14 protein-coding genes, 1 pseudogene and 1 riboswitch are annotated in these 16,585 nt (G+C 47.7%); of the genes and pseudogenes, 4 read left to right on the top strand and 11 right to left on the bottom strand.

The features are described 5' to 3' along the window. Window positions 1–24: 24 nt before the first annotated feature. Window positions 25–555 (bottom strand): dCTP deaminase, encoded by a 531-nt coding sequence (gene dcd / locus EPH95_RS07100; RefSeq protein ID WP_142088593.1) that lies wholly within the window; start codon window positions 553–555, stop codon window positions 25–27. A 328-nt stretch (window positions 556–883) separates the two neighbouring features. On the opposite strand from dcd, the pseudogene EPH95_RS07110 reads away from it, so the two are divergent. Beyond that, window positions 884–2,628: pseudogene (locus tag EPH95_RS07110) on the top strand (IS1634 family transposase). A gap of 172 nt (window positions 2,629–2,800) precedes the next feature. On the opposite strand, the gene EPH95_RS07115 reads toward EPH95_RS07110, so the two are convergent. From EPH95_RS07115 to EPH95_RS07130, 4 genes are all read right to left on the bottom strand, one after another. Further along, window positions 2,801–4,426, bottom strand: coding sequence for an ABC transporter permease (locus tag EPH95_RS07115; protein ID WP_142088600.1), 1,626 nt, complete (start codon window positions 4,424–4,426; stop codon window positions 2,801–2,803). Between the two features lie 33 nt (window positions 4,427–4,459). Beyond that, complete coding sequence (locus EPH95_RS07120; RefSeq protein WP_142088602.1) at window positions 4,460–5,524, bottom strand: extracellular solute-binding protein; 1,065 nt, start codon at window positions 5,522–5,524, stop codon at window positions 4,460–4,462. A gap of 56 nt (window positions 5,525–5,580) precedes the next feature. Beyond that, window positions 5,581–6,636 (bottom strand): ABC transporter ATP-binding protein, encoded by a 1,056-nt coding sequence (locus EPH95_RS07125; protein WP_142088604.1) that lies wholly within the window; start codon window positions 6,634–6,636, stop codon window positions 5,581–5,583. 180 nt (window positions 6,637–6,816) lie between these two features. Further along, window positions 6,817–7,131 (bottom strand): IDEAL domain-containing protein, encoded by a 315-nt coding sequence (locus tag EPH95_RS07130; RefSeq protein WP_160141670.1) that lies wholly within the window; start codon window positions 7,129–7,131, stop codon window positions 6,817–6,819. Window positions 7,132–7,321: 190 nt separating this feature from the next. On the opposite strand from EPH95_RS07130, the gene EPH95_RS07135 reads away from it, so the two are divergent. Beyond that, window positions 7,322–7,714 carry a YhjD family protein gene (locus EPH95_RS07135; protein ID WP_142088608.1) on the top strand — a complete coding sequence of 131 codons (393 nt, stop codon included), beginning with the start codon at window positions 7,322–7,324 and terminating at the stop codon, window positions 7,712–7,714. On the opposite strand, the gene EPH95_RS07140 is transcribed toward EPH95_RS07135, so the two are convergent. The 3 genes from EPH95_RS07140 to mgtE form a co-directional block, all read right to left on the bottom strand. Then, the gene (locus EPH95_RS07140) at window positions 7,657–8,406 is read right to left on the bottom strand and encodes a YwaF family protein (RefSeq protein ID WP_160141671.1); all 750 of its coding nucleotides are present in this window, start codon (window positions 8,404–8,406) and stop codon (window positions 7,657–7,659) included. The two genes, EPH95_RS07135 and EPH95_RS07140, sit on opposite strands and share 58 nt — an antisense overlap. Before the next feature lie 63 nt (window positions 8,407–8,469). Continuing rightward, complete coding sequence (locus EPH95_RS07145; RefSeq protein WP_142088612.1) at window positions 8,470–8,610, bottom strand: lmo0937 family membrane protein; 141 nt, start codon at window positions 8,608–8,610, stop codon at window positions 8,470–8,472. Window positions 8,611–8,799: 189 nt separating this feature from the next. Beyond that, window positions 8,800–10,164, bottom strand: a complete 1,365-nt coding sequence (gene mgtE / locus EPH95_RS07150; RefSeq protein ID WP_142088614.1) for a magnesium transporter — start codon at window positions 10,162–10,164, stop codon at window positions 8,800–8,802. Window positions 10,165–10,354: 190 nt separating this feature from the next. Further along, window positions 10,355–10,521, bottom strand: a riboswitch (M-box (ykoK) riboswitch). A 202-nt stretch (window positions 10,522–10,723) separates the two neighbouring features. On the opposite strand from mgtE, the gene EPH95_RS07155 reads away from it, so the two are divergent. Together EPH95_RS07155 and EPH95_RS07160 are read left to right on the top strand one after the other, a co-directional pair. Next, window positions 10,724–12,196, top strand: coding sequence for a spore germination protein (locus EPH95_RS07155; protein ID WP_142088616.1), 1,473 nt, complete (start codon window positions 10,724–10,726; stop codon window positions 12,194–12,196). 104 nt (window positions 12,197–12,300) lie between these two features. Beyond that, window positions 12,301–13,032, top strand: a complete 732-nt coding sequence (locus EPH95_RS07160) for a (S)-benzoin forming benzil reductase (RefSeq protein ID WP_142088618.1) — start codon at window positions 12,301–12,303, stop codon at window positions 13,030–13,032. Between the two features lie 34 nt (window positions 13,033–13,066). Here the strand turns inward: EPH95_RS07160 and EPH95_RS07165 are convergent, their stop codons facing one another. The 3 genes from EPH95_RS07165 to EPH95_RS07175 form a co-directional block, all read right to left on the bottom strand. Beyond that, window positions 13,067–13,648 (bottom strand): CPBP family intramembrane glutamic endopeptidase, encoded by a 582-nt coding sequence (locus EPH95_RS07165; RefSeq protein ID WP_142088620.1) that lies wholly within the window; start codon window positions 13,646–13,648, stop codon window positions 13,067–13,069. Between the two features lie 45 nt (window positions 13,649–13,693). Beyond that, on the bottom strand, window positions 13,694–14,251 hold the full coding sequence (resA, locus tag EPH95_RS07170) for a thiol-disulfide oxidoreductase ResA (RefSeq protein ID WP_142088621.1): 558 nt from the start codon (window positions 14,249–14,251) through the stop codon (window positions 13,694–13,696). 100 nt (window positions 14,252–14,351) lie between these two features. Next, window positions 14,352–16,397, bottom strand: coding sequence for a thioredoxin domain-containing protein (locus EPH95_RS07175; RefSeq protein ID WP_142088623.1), 2,046 nt, complete (start codon window positions 16,395–16,397; stop codon window positions 14,352–14,354). Window positions 16,398–16,585 lie beyond the last annotated feature (188 nt).

The raw sequence follows: 16,585 nt of genomic DNA on the forward strand, positions 1-16,585 counted from the left end.
CATTCCCAATCGGGAACAGCTAACTTAGTCGATATCATCGTAAACACGGCTTCCCACTGCTTGGCGTTGTTTTTGATATTTTCCGTTGTAAGGGGCGCTTGCTTGTTGGTCCATACGGGCAAAAACGAGTTGGGCGATTCTACGTCCGGAGATTAAACGAATAGGCAAACGGTTAGCGTTAAAGAGCTCCAGGGTAATCTCGCCTTCGAAACCGGGATCGACCCAGCCGGCATTTTGGATAAACAATCCCATACGTCCGATCGAGCTGCGACCTTCCACAAATGCGGTTAAATTTTCCGGCAGTTTTATGTACTCATTGGTCGTCGCCAACAGAAAAGAGTTCGGGGGAATAACAACCTCCTCCGCTTCAAATTCGACATACTGCGCCGGAGTATCGAGCGCAATCGATTCGATCGCGTTTTCATCAATCTTTAAATAATGGTTTCCGAGTCGGATATCAACGGACGCGGGTTGGATTTGCACATCGGACAAAGGCTCAATCACAAGTTCATCACGCGCCATCATTGCTTTAATTGTGGCATCTGATAATATCAAAGGGCTTCCTCCTGAACAAGCTTTTTCATCTTCAAGTATACCTGATATCGACAGCGGTCGCCAACAATTCTCGCTCGTTGGACATAATAGAAACATTATACATCTAAATAGGAAACCCTCTCTTTTACCAACTGTTTTCCGTTACAACGCTTTTTGTTTACTTTTGCATATTTGTCGCTTTGGCTTGGTTGATATTTAATAAAAGGGCTGTTACCGCATGAATACAACCCATATTTCGCGCCCGTTTAAGCGTCAAATTTAATTTTTGCAGGAATTTGGCCTTCTTGTATCAAAGTGTAGAAGGAAGCCAGATTTTGAGGTGATTCCTGTGACTGAATCCATGGAAGGTATATCGGGCTTTCAAACGGTGCGTCTCGGCTCCACTCCCGTGATTCGCCAATTGATTGAAGAAGCTGGATTGGTCGAACGTATCGATAGACTTTCTCCCGTCAAAAAGGAAGATTGCCAAGTGTCCGTGGGCACACGGATCGCCGCTTTGATCATCAACCAATTGTCTGATCGTAAGCCCTCTTCAAGGTCGAAGCATTCTATGAAAACCAAGATGTTGAATTGCTGTTCGGCCCAGGCGTCACTGCGAGTGATTTCAATGATGATGCGCTGGGACGGGCCTTAGATGCCCTTTATAACGCCGGGCTTGAAGAGATTTGTATGCACAGCATTCAAGGGGTGCAATCCTGCGTCAACCTTACGTGGGAAGGGCTGCACGCTGATACCACGTCCTTTGTATATACAGGTGCACCCAAAAACGACCCCGATGATGAGGCGTTATTAAAAATCGTCCATGGCCACACCAAAGATCATCGCCCGGATGCTCCGCAGATTAAATTCGGGTTGACGACATCACCGGAGGGCATCCCCGTCTATGCCGACGTCTTAAACGGCAATCAGGATGATAAAACATGGAACGCGAAAGTCATGAAAGCTCTGAGACAATGGTACGAGCCGGATCAGTTGGCCCAAGCGATTTTTATCGCGGACAGCGCACTGGTCACCGAAGACAATTTAAAAATGGTCCAAGGCAAAGGGGATCAGCCAGATTTTCAGTTTTTATCCCGGTTGCCGGAAAATTTTAAAGTGGCCAAAACACTGAAAGAAAAAGCCTTGAAGGACGATGAAAATGAATGGGAAGATATTGGCCACTTTGTCAACCGCAAAGGGGCGGCTTCTTATCACACCTATCCCGCCAAAGAGAAACTGCACGGAAACCCCTACCGGTTTCTGGTTGTTCAATCCGATCAAATGGATGGTCGGAAGAAAAAGAAGATCGACAACCAACTCAAAAATGAAAAGCAAAGCTGTCGCAAAGAGCAAAAAGAGCTGGAAAGCCGGGACTTTGCTTGTGAGGCCGATGCCGAAGCTGCGCTTGCCGACTTTCTCAAGCACCATCACAAAGGGTATCATACGTTTGAAGGCACCGTGGTCCGTGAAGAGGTGCCCGGCAAACGCGAGAAACGCGGGCGTCCCAAAAAAGGGGAACCGCCGCCTCCGCCGGTCACCGTCTATCGTGCCCAATTAGAGCTGCAATCCCCGTCGGAAGAGACCCTCGAACAGCTTCGCAAAGAAGCGTCCATCTTTATCCTGGTCACCAATGCGGGCAACGACACGGCCTCCGACGTGGACCTATTGAAAGGCTATAAAGGCCAACAAACCGTGGAAAATCGCTTCCGGTTTCTCAAGGATCCGTTTTTTGTCCGACGGCTTTTCTTGGAAAAACCCCGCCGTGTCGAAGCTTTTGCTTATGTGATGATGATGAGTATGATGATTTATTCCCTGTTCGAATACCTCATTCGCACAAGCATGGAAACAGATGACGAGCCCCTGAATTTGATGGGGGGCGGTGGCCGTCGAAGCATTCGCCCGACGGGCGAAGCTGTCTTAGAACTGCTGGATACCGTCGATATTATTCACATGGAGATCGACGGTCAACTCCGACGGTTGTTTCCGGATAATCATGAGCCGCAATTGGACCGCATCCTCAGTTTGTTAGGGATGGATCGGAGCGTTTATACGACACCGTTTAGCTCAAAAGCTGTCGAAATCAGTAGCCAGTAATCATAGCTCGGGCATTCCTTTGCTCGTTTGATGTCGAATGACGAGGGAATGGCTCAACATTTGTCTTGTGCATATTATTCAAAGGCATTCATTCCCTGAACGGCATGTCCATACCAACCAAAAGAAATTACCTGGATGTTGCCCTCGCGAAATCTGGGATACAAGTCACATGCTAATATTTTTTCAATAAAAACCGCAGCGGAATAAGCGAAATCAAAATAATGACAAGGGCCGCTGGGGCCGCGTACTGGTAAAAGAATTCATTCGTTTCATACCAGATGCGCACCGCGAGCGTGTCAAACCCAGGCGGGCGTAAAATCAGGGTCGCGGGCAATTCCTTAATGGCACTGACAAAAACAAGCGCGCCGCCGGCAAGGATCCCGGGCCGTATAGACGGAAGAATCACTTTAAACATCACTTTCCAGGGCGGGTGGCCGAGGCTTCGCGCTGCTTCATCCATTCTTGGCGAAACGAGACTAAGCGACGCTTCGCCGGCCTGCATCGCCTGAGGCAAAAACAAAATGACGAACGCAAACGCGATCAAGTAATGGGTGTTATACAACCAGGGAATATGCTCGTTAAAAATAAAGATAACCCCAAGAGCAACGATTACTCCCGGTAAAGCATAACCGGCATAGCTTAGCTTCTCGATGATCGTCGTAAGCGGGGAAGGATAACGGGATTTCAAGTAAATGATCGGTATGGCCATCAGCATACAAGCAATTGCTGCATAGCCCGCTACACGCAGACTATTCCACGTGTACTCCCAAAACTCACGGTCTATCGCACCTTCTCCAATCCCAATAATCGTCCAATAAACAAGCACGATAATCGGCACGAGCACTGAAAAGAAAAATACCGTAAATACGTACATCAGCGCCGGAATTTTCCATTTACCTAACGGAAGCGTCTCAGGCGTTGTGTATGCATTCGAAGTCTGGTGATAATGTGCATTTTTCTTTCGTGTTTTTGATTCAAGCCACAAAACCACGAGTGTAATAGCGATCAAGACCGTACTTAAAACCGTTGCCGATAAATTATCAAAAGCTCCCATTTGATAATAAATAGCCGCGGCAAAGGTTGTATACCTTAAAATCGCGATCGCTCCAAAATCGGAAAGGACATACAGCGACACCAAAATCGCGCCTGCCCCGATCGCCGGCCGCAAAAAGGGAAGGTTTACTTTCCAAAAAATTCGTGACGTCGACATTCCTTGCGAACGTGCCACTTCTTCATAGTTCCGGTTCATTTTTCGTAAACTCGCCATCGAAATCAGGTACACGTACGGAAACGTAAACAGTGTTAAAACGAAGAAAACACCAGCAAAAGAATAAATCTCAATGGGATACTCTCCAAAAGCCCTTTCCAGCCAGCCCTCTTGCCACCATTCGAAAGCCCAGCCGACAGGCCCGAAAATCATGATGTAAACAGCTGCCCCGATATAAGGCGGGATGACAAGAGGTAGCGCCAAAAGCCATTGCCAGCCTTTTTTGAACGGGATATCGGTTCGATTTACGATCCAGGCAAGGGAAACACCGAGGATGACCGCGAATACCGTCACCATTATTGTCAATGAAAGCGTATTCCACAAAAGTCCGGGAATTCGCTCATCCAAAATGTTTAGCCAACGGTCGGCGCCAGCTGAAAAAGAGCGAACCACTACGTAAAGAAGCGGAACGCCCATAATGAAAGCGACCAATAACCCAAGAAAGAGGAGGACCGGCCCGGGCGGCCTTCCCCCCCATAGTCTATACCAAAGCTTTCTAACGCCTTTTTCCGTTTCATTTCGGCGGCTCATGATTACAACTCCCGGGTTTTCAAAAAACTTGTTTTAACGCACTTCCAAATCCATCCCGGAGGCCTCAATAACCTCTAAGGTATCATCCCACACTTCTCCCAATTGACGAAGTGGCATATCATGCGTCTCGTACTCATCGATTGCAGCCGCGTCCTCAACAGCATCAATTTCGGGATTAATCGGAACCTCCAGCGATTCATTCGAAAACATTTGTTGATTTTCTTCTTCCAACGCCCAATCCATAAACGTCTCCGCGTTGTCCCGGTTCGGAGAATCAGCAACCACCCCGACACCTGCAGCGTTTAGGACGGCGCCCATTTCATCTTCGCCCTGGTCCGGATAGACCACGCCGACATTATTGTTCTCCGGCTCTTGCAACTGCTGGTGATAATAATAGTTGTTCACAAGGCCGAACTCCACTTCCCCGGTGCCAACCGCTTCACGAATCTCCCCGTGACCATCTGTGATGATCCCGGCGTTATCGCCCACGTCACTTAACCAGGCGGTGGTTTGCTCATCTCCCCATTCCTGGCGAAGAGCGGAAACATGGCCAATCATGCTTCCGTTCGCTCCGCGTGTAATGGCAAATTGACCGGCATATTCCGGATCTGCCAACTCCTCTATGGAATCAGGAACATCCTCTTCATTTACCAGGTCCTCATTATACATTAACACGCGCGTGCGGGCAGACAAAGCGACCCAGGAATCGTCTTCGGCGCGAAAATCTTCGTCGATGCTCTCCATGTTATCGGCCTCATATCCATCAAGGAGCCCTTCCAAGCGCAAATGCTCCAGCGCTCCCACATCATTGGAAATAAAGATATCAGCTTGTACATTATTCGCTTCTTCTTGGATGCGGTTCACGGCTGTGTCATCCGCGTGCAAAGCATGAACCTCGATCCCCGTGTCCTCTTCAAATTGATCCAGGTATTCATTGACGAATTGTTCATTGCGAGCGGAATAAACAACCAACTCTCCACCCTCTCCGTCTTCGACCTGCTCTGCTCCACCGTTTTCCGCTTCTTCATCCTGGCTGCAACCGGCTCCAACGATTCCTACGGATAAAAACGCCGCCGGCATCCATCTATAGAACTTCATCTATTAAACGCTCCCTGTCTTGCTTATTCATTCTTGATTTTCCTAAGGCGCTTAAGCTAATCTACAAGCGCTACAAGCTCCGGTTTAATATCAAATGAGACAGCGGAACCAATCACAACATCCTGCTCCATCGGAGCATAGATCATCATTGTCTCTTCATCGCTGTCCGATTCTTGCAAACGCACAACCAGCTCTTGATACTCTCCACTATAGGTGACGTTCTCCACCTTTCCGGAATAGCGCCCTTCATCAGCCAGAAGACAGCCCTCCGGGCGAATGGACACTTTCACATTTTCAATCATTGTATCTTCTCGTTCCGGCAGACAAACTTTCCCGATATGGGTATTTACATGTTTTAAGTCCGCGCACATGGTCCCATCCAAGAGGTTTGTTTTTCCAACAAATTGCGCGACGAAACAATTTCTCGGGCATTTGTACATTTGCCTGGGTTCGGCAATTTGTTGAATAACGCCGTCTTTCATGACAACAACACGATCGGATACAGCGAACGCATCCTTCTGGTCATGGGTCACAATCACTCCGGTGGTATTAGCCTTGCGCAAAATGTTCGTTACATCGTGACGCATCTTCTCTTTCAAGCTTGCATCCAGATTGCTGAATGGTTCATCCATGAGCACTACATGCGGCCTTGGTGCGAGCGCGCGCGCCAAAGCAATCCGCTGTTGCTGTCCGCCGGATAGTTCATTCGGAAAGCGCTTGGCACAATCTTCAAGTCCGACGAGCTCCAATACTTCTTGCACCCGTTTTTTGCGTTCGCGGACTTTCCATTTGTTCAGGCCAAACATTACATTTTTTTCTATGTTTAAGTGAGGAAAAAGCGCATAGTCTTGAAAAACCATTCCAATGCCGCGCTTTTCAGGCGGGATGGAAACATTGGCAGAATACATCGTCTGCCCGCCGATGGTAATTTTTCCAATCGTCGGCTGCTCAAAACCGGCAATCATACGGAGAGTCGTCGTTTTCCCGCAACCACTGGGCCCGAGCAGACTCAAAATCTCTCCTTTTTCGAGGTGAAGGTTTACGTCGTTAACTGCAGAGGCTAGGCTATGACCAAACGATTTGCTCAGTTGCTCCAATTGAACAAAGCTCACGAACGACCCCCCAAGTCATGAGTAAGGTAAAAGATCTCTACCATTTATTATTTAGAATAATTATTATCTAGATGAGAATGATTTTCATTACAAATGAATTATAGCATGGGGGCCCCTCTTCGTCAACGAACACATCCGCTTCATGCTTATTATATCTGCGCTTTAAAAAAATCGACAGCCTCAGCTGTCGATTTCGGTTTTTTCTTCAAAGTTGCATTCCATCTCATAGCCATGCTCGGAAATCGTACACCCGGATTGATAACGGGCACGCCACTCACTGTATTCGTTGCTTAACGCTTGGAAACGTTCCTCATCTCTCGCATCCAGCGCTTCATCAATTAACTTTTTATAGCGGTCTTTTGTAAACACATATACGGAATATTCCAACATCATACGGGCGTAAAGGGATTGCACCACTTGTCTAGGCGCCCGATACCCTTTCCGAATCATTTTCAACTTTTCAAACAATTCATTTTCATATGTTGATGCTGCCATTGCTATCCCCCCTGATTTCCTCATACAGGTATGATTAGACCGTGACCAAACTTTTCATTTATTGCTCATTCTTTACCCGCTCAGCTGCACATTTAAACCTCTGCCTGAATGATTTTGCAAAAAATTCCCACTTGAATGTACGAACATTCATTCGTTATACTAACGTTACTATTTCCAAAGAGGTGACGACATGCTCGTACACAAAACCGATCTCACCTTCATCCATTACGCCGTGATTTTGCCGCTGGTGAAAAAAACATTCGAAAAAGACCAAGGGCATCTCAAACAATACATGCACATCAAAGCCCCCTACATGGCCATCGTTCAAACAGCGCTCATTTCCCTGCAAAATGATCTTCAACAACTCAAGCGCATGCAAAAACAACGCAACATCCGTGTCTACCTGATCGATGCCAATGAGACATTTTCCACTTACGGTTATGTATGCAACCGTTACGAAGGTCAGAACCGCTATGTGAATGCTCATTTAAAAAGGCAAACGGGCCGGTGTATGACCCGTTATCTTCAAGGGGAGCGTTTGTTTACGGAAGAAGGGGTTTTACGGGAAAGCAACCATCTGTAAAGGGCATACATCACGATAAATACAAGCAGCGCCACTACTTGCAATACGAAAATGTAATAAGGCCAGGGGCCGAACCAATCAAACGGCGAAGGTCCTGGCGGCTTTTCCATTAAATACATGTAATTACCGTCCACCCACAGATTAAAAACGAACATGACAGCCGCGTAACCGTTTAAATACAGCCACACGCGAAAAACCGACCGTAAACGGAGCTGCATTTTTTCCACCGCAAGCATATAGACTACAGCTACGATCACAAGGGCATGGGTAATAAAAAAATGAAAAAAACGAAAATGGGGAAAGCCGTAGCCGCCGACATCCGGTGTTAAAATAGTCAGAAATGCACTGCCTGTGCCTACGAAAAACGTGATTTCAAACCACGTCTGGCCGCGGGTCAACAACATGAAAATCGCCGCGATCCAGGCGATGCTGCTTAAATGCAACGGAAACGCAAAGGACGAGTCCCAAGCCCCCGCGTCTATGTACCAGATCTGTAAAAGCACTTCGCCGGCAAGGAAAATGAACACACAGCCAAAACGAAAAAAATGCTGTTTTTTCACGGACTGCTTCAAACCATTTCTAGCCAGAACGACGAACGTGCAAGCAATAACCAAGCTAATGATGACAAGGATGTGCGCCGGCCCGAACATGGTAAACCCCGGTCCATCGTGGCTATACTCCCACCACCACATGATACTCTCCTCCCTCATTGAAAACGCGCCTGCAGGAGTTTGCAGACGCGAAGGTGAACAGTGCTAACGCCGACCCGTGATCATTTGGAAAATAAGCACGATAAGCGCGATCACGAGCAGAAGGTGAATTAACCCACCACCTGTCCCGCCGATAAACCCGAGCAGCCAAAGCACAATCAACACGGCAATGATCGTCCATAACATTTGCGCATCCTCCTCGTCCGTTGAATACTACAAGTATATTAATCGAGCATCGATAATAGTAGTGTGATTATGCTTTTTAGAGTGCCATTCCCTATAGACAGAGAGCGTAAACACGCCCCATTGGCCCGGCACCCTAGTTCGGCCATTTTCTCAGGTTTCTTCTTTTCTAGCCTCCAAGCTTTTCACTCTTTATAAAAACTGCAACAACATCGTGGCCATGGAAAAATAAATCGTTATCGACACGACATCAATAAAGGTTGTGATGAACGGTCCCGAGGCGATGGCCGGATCGAGTTTCAACCGGTTAATAATCAAAGGAACGACGGAACCAATCACTGCCGCGACGCCCAAAGAAAGGAAAATTGAAAACCCGACAATAAACGCTAAAAGCAGATCACCGCCGTAAAGAAACGGAATTAAAATGATAAGCGTAAGTGCACACGCGAAGCCGATGACCAGCCCCGTGCCCAACTCCCTGATTAACGCCCACAAAAGCCCCTTTTTTTCATAGTTGCCAAGTGCCAAGCTGCGGACAACGACCGCCAGGGATTGTGTTCCCACATTTCCGGCTGAACCCATCAACATCGGGATAAAAGCCGAAAGCAAAACGACTTGTTCAAGTGTCTCTTCAAACTGGCCGATAATGCCCGCGGTAATCATTCCTAAAAACATAAGCAAAATAATCCATGGTGCACGGCGTTTTGCCGCGGTAAAGGCCGAAAGATTCACATCCGTCGTTCCCCGCGTCGTTGCAAATTCAGCAAGGTCCTCGGTGGCCTCTTCTTCAAGCACATCAATGACATCATCAACGGTCACGATACCCAGCAATTGGTTGTTTGCAGAAACAACCGGGGCCGCGAGAAAATCATATTTCTGGATTAAGCGTGCCACATCTTCCTGATCTTCATTGACATGCACGGAAACCACGCGGCGACTCATGACATTCCCGACCTTTTCCTCCAAGGAGGCGACCAAAAGATCGCGCAAGGAGACGACACCGGCTAATTTTTCACTTTCATCGACGACATAAAGGTAATAAATCATTTCAGCATCCGGCGCTTCATTTCGCAACCGGTTTAAAACGTCGCCGACTTTTTCCGTTTCATGAAGATGAATGGACTCTTTCGTCATGATGGAGCCGGCCGTTTCCTCTTCATAAGTGAGCAACTCTTTAACGTCTTCGGCCTCTTCCGTATCCATGCCGGTTAAAATCTCTTCGCGTTCTTTTTCTTCCAGTTCCCCGAGAAAATCAGCGACATCATCCGCGTTCATATAATTAAAGATATCGCTCATGTCTTTATTTTCCCATTCAAGGACCATATCCTTTTGCTCTTCCAGATTCAGTTCTTCAAAAATATCCGCAATTTCTTTCGCCGACATAATCTCATAAAAGCGATTGCGGTTCTCTTCTTTCATTTGTTGGACAACTTCCATTTGATCGACGGGATGAAGGTCGAGAAACTTCAAGCGAAAAGCCGTATCCTCGCCTTCTTGAAGCAACTCCAACAAATCCCGGTTATAAGCGGCACGCGTTTCATCGTTCAACTTGACCATCGCTTATCCCTCCTGCAATCCGCCTCTTGCTGTTAAATGGCAAGGAGCGGTTGATGAATCATCTTTTCTATTATTAGTGCATGATTATGATCACTCGAATCGGGAACCAAACGCTCCTCACCTCCTCTGACTGAATATGAATGAAAAAGCCGCCTTCTCATCTCAAAAGGCGGCTCACTTAAGCAAGGTTTACTTGCCTCCATCGTAGAGCTTTAGCACTGTGCGGCATAGGGACAAAAGCCCAGCTACATTAAAAGCCACCTTATCTCGATGACCTCTGTTTACCCATTGGCGTCTTTAGACATTTTTGGGCAGCAGCTTTTCTCCGCACAGGAGCCTCACCTAACGAGCGGTATAAAACTAATCGAAAGCCCCAATCCGGGTCTGGCCGGGAGGCACATACATGTTATTGGTTTTTCTACCGTTTAAACTATACAGAAAGTAGCGAGGAACTGTCAACACCATGTGCTACGCTTGATAAATTCCTCCCACTTCTTCCTTTATATTACGTATATAAAGGGGCCTTGTGCAGAAGATAATGATGGAAAGGGGGCTTAGAATGAGAAAAAGTACGAATAAAAATAAACTCAGCAAAAATCATGAACATAATGTCCAATTAATTAATGACCATCTTCGCATAGATAAAAATTTTGATCTCATCGATCAAGCATATCATTTTGGCGGCAGGGCCATAAAACTTTACGTCGTCGACGGTTTCGCGGATGACTTAGTGTTGACGAAAATCCTTGAACGCCTCTCTACACTCGAAGAAGATGCCTTGTCGGAAGATCCGCTTACACGTCTGGAAGAGCGCATGATTCCCAATATTGAAATTGAACGGGAAGACAAGCTGGATGATTTGCTCTCGGAAATCCTTTCCGGCCAGGCTGTTTTTCTTGTAGAAGGCTGCGATGAAGCGCTCCTTTTGGACACCCGAATCTATCCAGTCCGCGAACCCCAGGAACCCGATATGGAGCGTGTGGCTCGCGGTGCAAAAGATGGGTTTGTGGAAACGCTTGTCTTTAATGCCGGGCTTGTCCGCCGCCGGATCCGTGACCCGGGATTGATCAATGAACATATGGAGGTCGGGCGTCGTTCGAAAACGGACATTTCCATAAGTTACATCGATACCATCGCCGACCCCGAGCTTATTCGACGAATCAAAAAGAAAATTAAAGCGATCGATATTGACGGATTGCCCATGGCCGACAAGACGATTGAGGAATTTATCATCAAGGAAAACTTCGCTCCCTTTCCGCAAGTTCGTTACACGGAGCGGCCCGATACGGCGGCTGTTCATCTAATGGAAGGACATGTATTAATTTTTGTGGACGGTTCCAATGTCGCCATGATGATGCCTACCACCTTTTGGGATCATATGCAACACGCGGAAGAATACCGGCAAGAACCGATTGTGGGTTTTTTCCTTCGCTGGGTGCGATTTTTAGCCGTTTTCATCTCCATTTTCCTCGTCCCGGTTTGGTTGCTTATTAGCAATAATGAAGGATTGGGACCGGAAGCGTGGGATTTTATCGGTGTGGAGGAAGAATATAACATCCCCCTCTTTTGGCAATTAATCATTGCCGAGTTCGGTCTGCAAGTCCTGCGAATGGCCGCCATTCACACTCCGGATGCCCTGGCGACAGCCCTCAGTCTTGTCGCTGCCATCCTTATCGGGGAAATTGGTGTCGAGGTGGGTGTTTTCACAGGTGAAGTCGTCCTTTATGTAGCCGTTTCTGCCTTGGGTGGATACGCGACTCCTAGCTACGAATTAGGCTTATTTAACGGGATTCTTCGCTTTATCCTCCTTCTCAGTGTCGGCTTTTTCTCTGTCTACGGCTTTGTGATCGGGGCCACAATCATTTTCATATGGCTCGTTCAGACAAAAATCCTAAACTCCCCTTACATGTGGCCGCTTATCCCATTTAATGGAAAGGCATTGGTCGATATTATCTTTCGGCCTCCCTACACGGTTAAAAATTATCGTCCATCTTATACCCACCCCTTGGATCGAAAACGACAATCAAATTGAGGAAAGGTTTCGCCAACCCTTCCTCATTTCCTCTGCAGACAGGCTGCATTTACCTCCTCGTTTTGATATATTTTTCATATGGAAATCAAAGAGGAGTGTGTGAAATGGACCATGTGATCATTACAGGAGCGTCGAGGGGATTAGGCGCCGCTATGCGTCGGGCTTTTCTCGAAAACGGAGCAACGGTGCACGCGCTCGCCCGCTCGAATATATCTGAAGAGAAAAACCAGCACAGCTACCAGGTCGATGTCAGCGATGTTCAAGCACTTGTCCATACGTTCCGGGATATATTTGCAAATATCGAACCAAAAACATGTACATCCTTAGTCTTAATCAACAACGCGGGTCTTGTCTCCCCGGTCGGCCCGGCATCTGAAAATGACCCCGGTGACATCGCGAAAAGCATTGCCGTAAATGTGAGCGCGCCCATGATTACAGCTCGTGAGTTTTTGCAACAAAGCGAGTCAATGGCAGTGAGCCGGACGGTTTTAAACATCAGTTCCGGTGCCGGCAGGAGCCCGATGGAAGGCTGGAGCGCGTATTGTACCGGAAAAGCGGGACTTGATATGTATACAAAAACCGCCGCTCTCGAGCAAGAAGATGCCGCCAATCCCGTCCGGTTTCTTTCTGTTGCTCCCGGCATCATCGACACGGATATGCAAACGGCCATTCGCGGCACCTCAAAGGATTCCTTTAAACACGTGGATAAATTTCGGAACTATAAAGAACAAGGGGCTCTCGTAGACCCGGATGATACAGCAAAAGCGATGCTTCGGCTGCTCGATGACGCAAAAGTCAAGAACGGAGACCTTCTCGATATACGAGAATACCTGTAAAAAGGATTGCGCCTGCGATGGCGCAATCCTTTATTTACTCGGCACGCATTTGCCAGCCGAGAATAGCGTTGTAAAGCGCGTGAGCGGCAATCGGTGCCCATAAGGTGTAACTTAGTAAAAATAACGCACCGAGCCAAATGCCCATGATAAAAACAACGACGTGCATGAGTATTTTCCCTTTGTATTGCGGCACATGCAAGGCAGCAAAAACGAGTGCATTTAAAATGAGCACCAATGCCGTATTCCATTCATCAACCACTAAACCCATAAGCACGCCGCGAAAAAGAAACTCTTCGGCAACACCGGCACCTAACGCGATCGTTACAATACCGCCACGCGCCCGAATGATTTTTTTTAACAGCTGGGTTAGATCATTATCCGGCAAATCAATGTTCGTGATTTTCATGAGAAGCGTTACAATACCCGCCATGAGCACGCCGCTGCCAAGCCCGATCAATACATCTCGCATAACGAACTCCGGTTGAAAAAGCCCTGCCAAAAAAGGCAGCACCTCACCCCAACGGAAAATGACCGTTAATAACAGCCCGGCGAGAACCATGAAGCCAAATCCTTGCCAAATGGCGGTAAGCAAACGGGCATTGGTTGTTTCCATCATAACCCTCCTTCGGCTTAACGAACAAAAAAGAGCGACTGCTTCTTATTATGAAGCAGCCGGATCAATCTCAGCCATAAAATCTTGGACATGTTGCTCACTCATGCCGCCGGTTCGGATATGTTGGACTTCGCCGTGTTCGTCAATCAAATATGTGGCGGGAAGTTCCCCGACGCCGTATTGGTCGAGCACATTTCGGTGTTCATCCATTAGAATCGGAAAAGTCAATTGATGGCGCTGGGCAAAACGATCAATCGTTAATTCGGACTCCCCGACATTAACAGCCAGGATTTCGACATCTTCATCGGCATATTTTTGATGCTCGTCTTCCATGTAAGGCATTTCGTCCTCGCATGGCGGGCAGAACGTTCCCCAGAAATTGAGAAATACTCCTTCGCCCTCGTAATCGGCAAGCTCCACCCGCTCGCCATCCATATCCATTAACGCGAAGTTTGGCGCCTGTTCCCCTTCGGAAACCATACTCGGTTCCGCTTGAATAAAATTCGTGTAGAACACATAAACAACCCCGGCGGTAAGCGTAAGCAATATCGCCGTCCGCATCAATAGCCGGCGGCGTTTTCGTTTATATCTTTCCTGTTGATCCATGTTCCCACCTCAGCGTTGATTTTACTTATTTTTAAGCATCTCACAAGCCAAGGGCGCAACGCAAGCAAGACACACCAATGTTGGATAATTGTCAAACGCTTCACCACAAACTTTTTAGCAATTCTTCCCCATTCGTGGTCGGGCGCTTACAAGCGAAATTTTCACAAAGATAATACGTATTTTTTCCGTCAATGGCCGTAAAGTCCTTTGCAAATGCCGGTACATCCTTCTCGCCTTCCCTGATGACAAGTGGCTGAATGTGAGGGGTGAAGGCGGTTCTTAAATGCCGAATCACGGAGTCATCCCCCAGACCATCGTCACCGGCAACAATGACGAGCGTTTTCCCGCGCCATTCACGCATGAGCAACGCTTGCAGTAAATGGAGGTGCCCAATCGAATAACGTTCCAAGCGCCAGCTCGTTGTTCGTAAAAGCTCATGCACATCATTAAAAAATCCCTGGTCAGCCATAATGTCCGCCAAACGCAGCAATTGCACGGCAGCCACCGAGTTGCCGGCAGGCGCGGCTCCGTCTGATAATGATGACGGGCGTGTAAGGAGAGGTTCTGCGTCTGTTCCCGTGAAATAAAAGACCCCGTCCTCAGCCTGAAAAAGCCGCTTCATTTCCCGCGCCAGATGGTTCGCCTGTTGCAAGTACTCTCCTTCATACGTTGCATGATACAGTTCTAAACTTGCCCACAAAACGTTCGCGTAATCATCGATGAAGCCTTTTTCCTTCACTTTCCCTTCCCGGTAGCGAACCATTAGCCGATCTCCCTCGAACATTGTCGATGCCAAAAACCGATAGGCATCTTTCGCGCGCTCAATGTACACAGGCTCAGCAAATGCCGCTCCCGCTTTCGCGTACGCCGCAATCATGAAGCCATTCCAGCTTGTTAAAATTTTATCATCTTTGTGGGGGTGCACACGACGTTCACGGACATCAAAAAGCTTGGCGCGGCTGGCTTGCAATCGTTGCTCCAATGTTTCATCCGACAAGCCGTGTTCCGTTTCTATTTTTTCCTCATCGGCATCGATTTGATTGGGAATGTTTTTTCCTTCAAAGTTCCCCGTCTCGCTAATGCCATATGCATCACAAAACAATGCGCCGTCCTCGTCGCCGAGAATGCCCAGAATTTCCGTTTTCGTCCAAACGTAGAACTTCCCTTCTTCTCCTTCCGAATCAGCATCTTCTGCAGAGAAGAAGCCGCCCTGCTCATCGCGCATCCCACGCGAAACATAATCGAGAATTTCTTTTGCCGTCTGTTTGTATGATGCATCGCCGGTTACCTGATATCCTTCCGTGTAGGCGAGCGCCAGAAGGGCGTTATCGTAAAGCATTTTTTCAAAGTGTGGAACGAGCCAGCGATGATCAACGGAATAGCGGGCGAAACCTCCGCCGATGTGATCGTAAATGCCACCGTCCCTCATTTGCTTAAGCGTCTTTTTCGCCATTTCCAACGCCTGGGAATCATTCGCCCATGCCGCGTATCGGAAAAGGTAAAAAATGTGTTGCGGCATCGGAAATTTTGGCTCCCCTTCCAGTCCGCCATACGTTTGGTCGAATTGTCCTTTCAATTCGGTGTATGCGTTCTCGAGAGTATGCGCGCCGATATCTTCCGGGTCTTGTTTAACCCCTTCGGACAGCGCCTGCTTCACCCGTCCGGCAATATCCGTAATCCGATCCCGGTTTTTATGATATTGCTCGGCGAGCTGCGGCAACGCATCCAGCATCCCCGGCATTTGCTGCAAGCTCTTTTTCGGCAAATATGTCGCTACATAAAAAGGTGCCTGATCCGCGGTTAAAAAAGCAGTCAGCGGCCAACCTCCGTGGCCGTTCATTGCCTGGCAAGCATCCATATAAATGGAATCAATGTCCGGACGTTCTTCCCGGTCTACTTTAATGGAAACGAAATCCTTGTTTAAAAGCGCGGCCACTTCTTCATCTTCAAACGATTCATGGGCCATGACATGGCACCAATGGCAGGTGGAGTAGCCGATCGATAGAAACACTGGTTTATTTTCTGCCTTTGCTTTTGCAAATGCTTCTTCCCCCCATTCATGCCAATCCACAGGGTTAAAGGCATGCTGAAGCAAATAAGGAGATTTAGCATGAATGAGCGCATTTGAGCTCATTTCGCTAGACATGGGAGCACCACCTTCTTTCTACTGGTACTATTCGCTTTACCCGTTATCTCTATGTATGAAAACAGCGAGTTTTGGGATAAGATTCCAGCCTGACGATGCTTCATGGAATGGCTGATAAAACGTTTGTTTTGGCTGATATATTGCGAAATTTGGCTGATATCGAGGCAGTTTCGGCTGATAAACGATAC

The sequence above is a fragment of the Salicibibacter halophilus genome (assembly GCF_006740705.1).
Classification (GTDB): domain Bacteria; phylum Bacillota; class Bacilli; order Bacillales; family Marinococcaceae; genus Salicibibacter; species Salicibibacter halophilus.

What these genes read in the sequence shown, in the direction of transcription:
- EPH95_RS07165 (WP_142088620.1), bottom strand. Translation starts at nt 13,648, where the DNA reads ATGATGGAAACAACCAATGCCCGTTTGCTTACCGCCATTTGGCAAGGA.
- EPH95_RS07175 (WP_142088623.1), bottom strand. Translation starts at nt 16,397, where the DNA reads ATGTCTAGCGAAATGAGCTCAAATGCGCTCATTCATGCTAAATCTCCT.
- EPH95_RS07155 (WP_142088616.1), top strand. Translation starts at nt 10,724, where the DNA reads ATGAGAAAAAGTACGAATAAAAATAAACTCAGCAAAAATCATGAACAT.
- EPH95_RS07160 (WP_142088618.1), top strand. Translation starts at nt 12,301, where the DNA reads ATGGACCATGTGATCATTACAGGAGCGTCGAGGGGATTAGGCGCCGCT.
- resA (WP_142088621.1), bottom strand. Translation starts at nt 14,251, where the DNA reads ATGGATCAACAGGAAAGATATAAACGAAAACGCCGCCGGCTATTGATG.
- mgtE (WP_142088614.1), bottom strand. Translation starts at nt 10,164, where the DNA reads ATGGTCAAGTTGAACGATGAAACGCGTGCCGCTTATAACCGGGATTTG.
- EPH95_RS07145 (WP_142088612.1), bottom strand. Translation starts at nt 8,610, where the DNA reads ATGTTATGGACGATCATTGCCGTGTTGATTGTGCTTTGGCTGCTCGGG.
- EPH95_RS07120 (WP_142088602.1), bottom strand. Translation starts at nt 5,524, where the DNA reads ATGAAGTTCTATAGATGGATGCCGGCGGCGTTTTTATCCGTAGGAATC.
- EPH95_RS07115 (WP_142088600.1), bottom strand. Translation starts at nt 4,426, where the DNA reads ATGAGCCGCCGAAATGAAACGGAAAAAGGCGTTAGAAAGCTTTGGTAT.
- EPH95_RS07140 (WP_160141671.1), bottom strand. Translation starts at nt 8,406, where the DNA reads ATGTGGTGGTGGGAGTATAGCCACGATGGACCGGGGTTTACCATGTTC.
- EPH95_RS07135 (WP_142088608.1), top strand. Translation starts at nt 7,322, where the DNA reads ATGCTCGTACACAAAACCGATCTCACCTTCATCCATTACGCCGTGATT.
- EPH95_RS07130 (WP_160141670.1), bottom strand. Translation starts at nt 7,131, where the DNA reads ATGGCAGCATCAACATATGAAAATGAATTGTTTGAAAAGTTGAAAATG.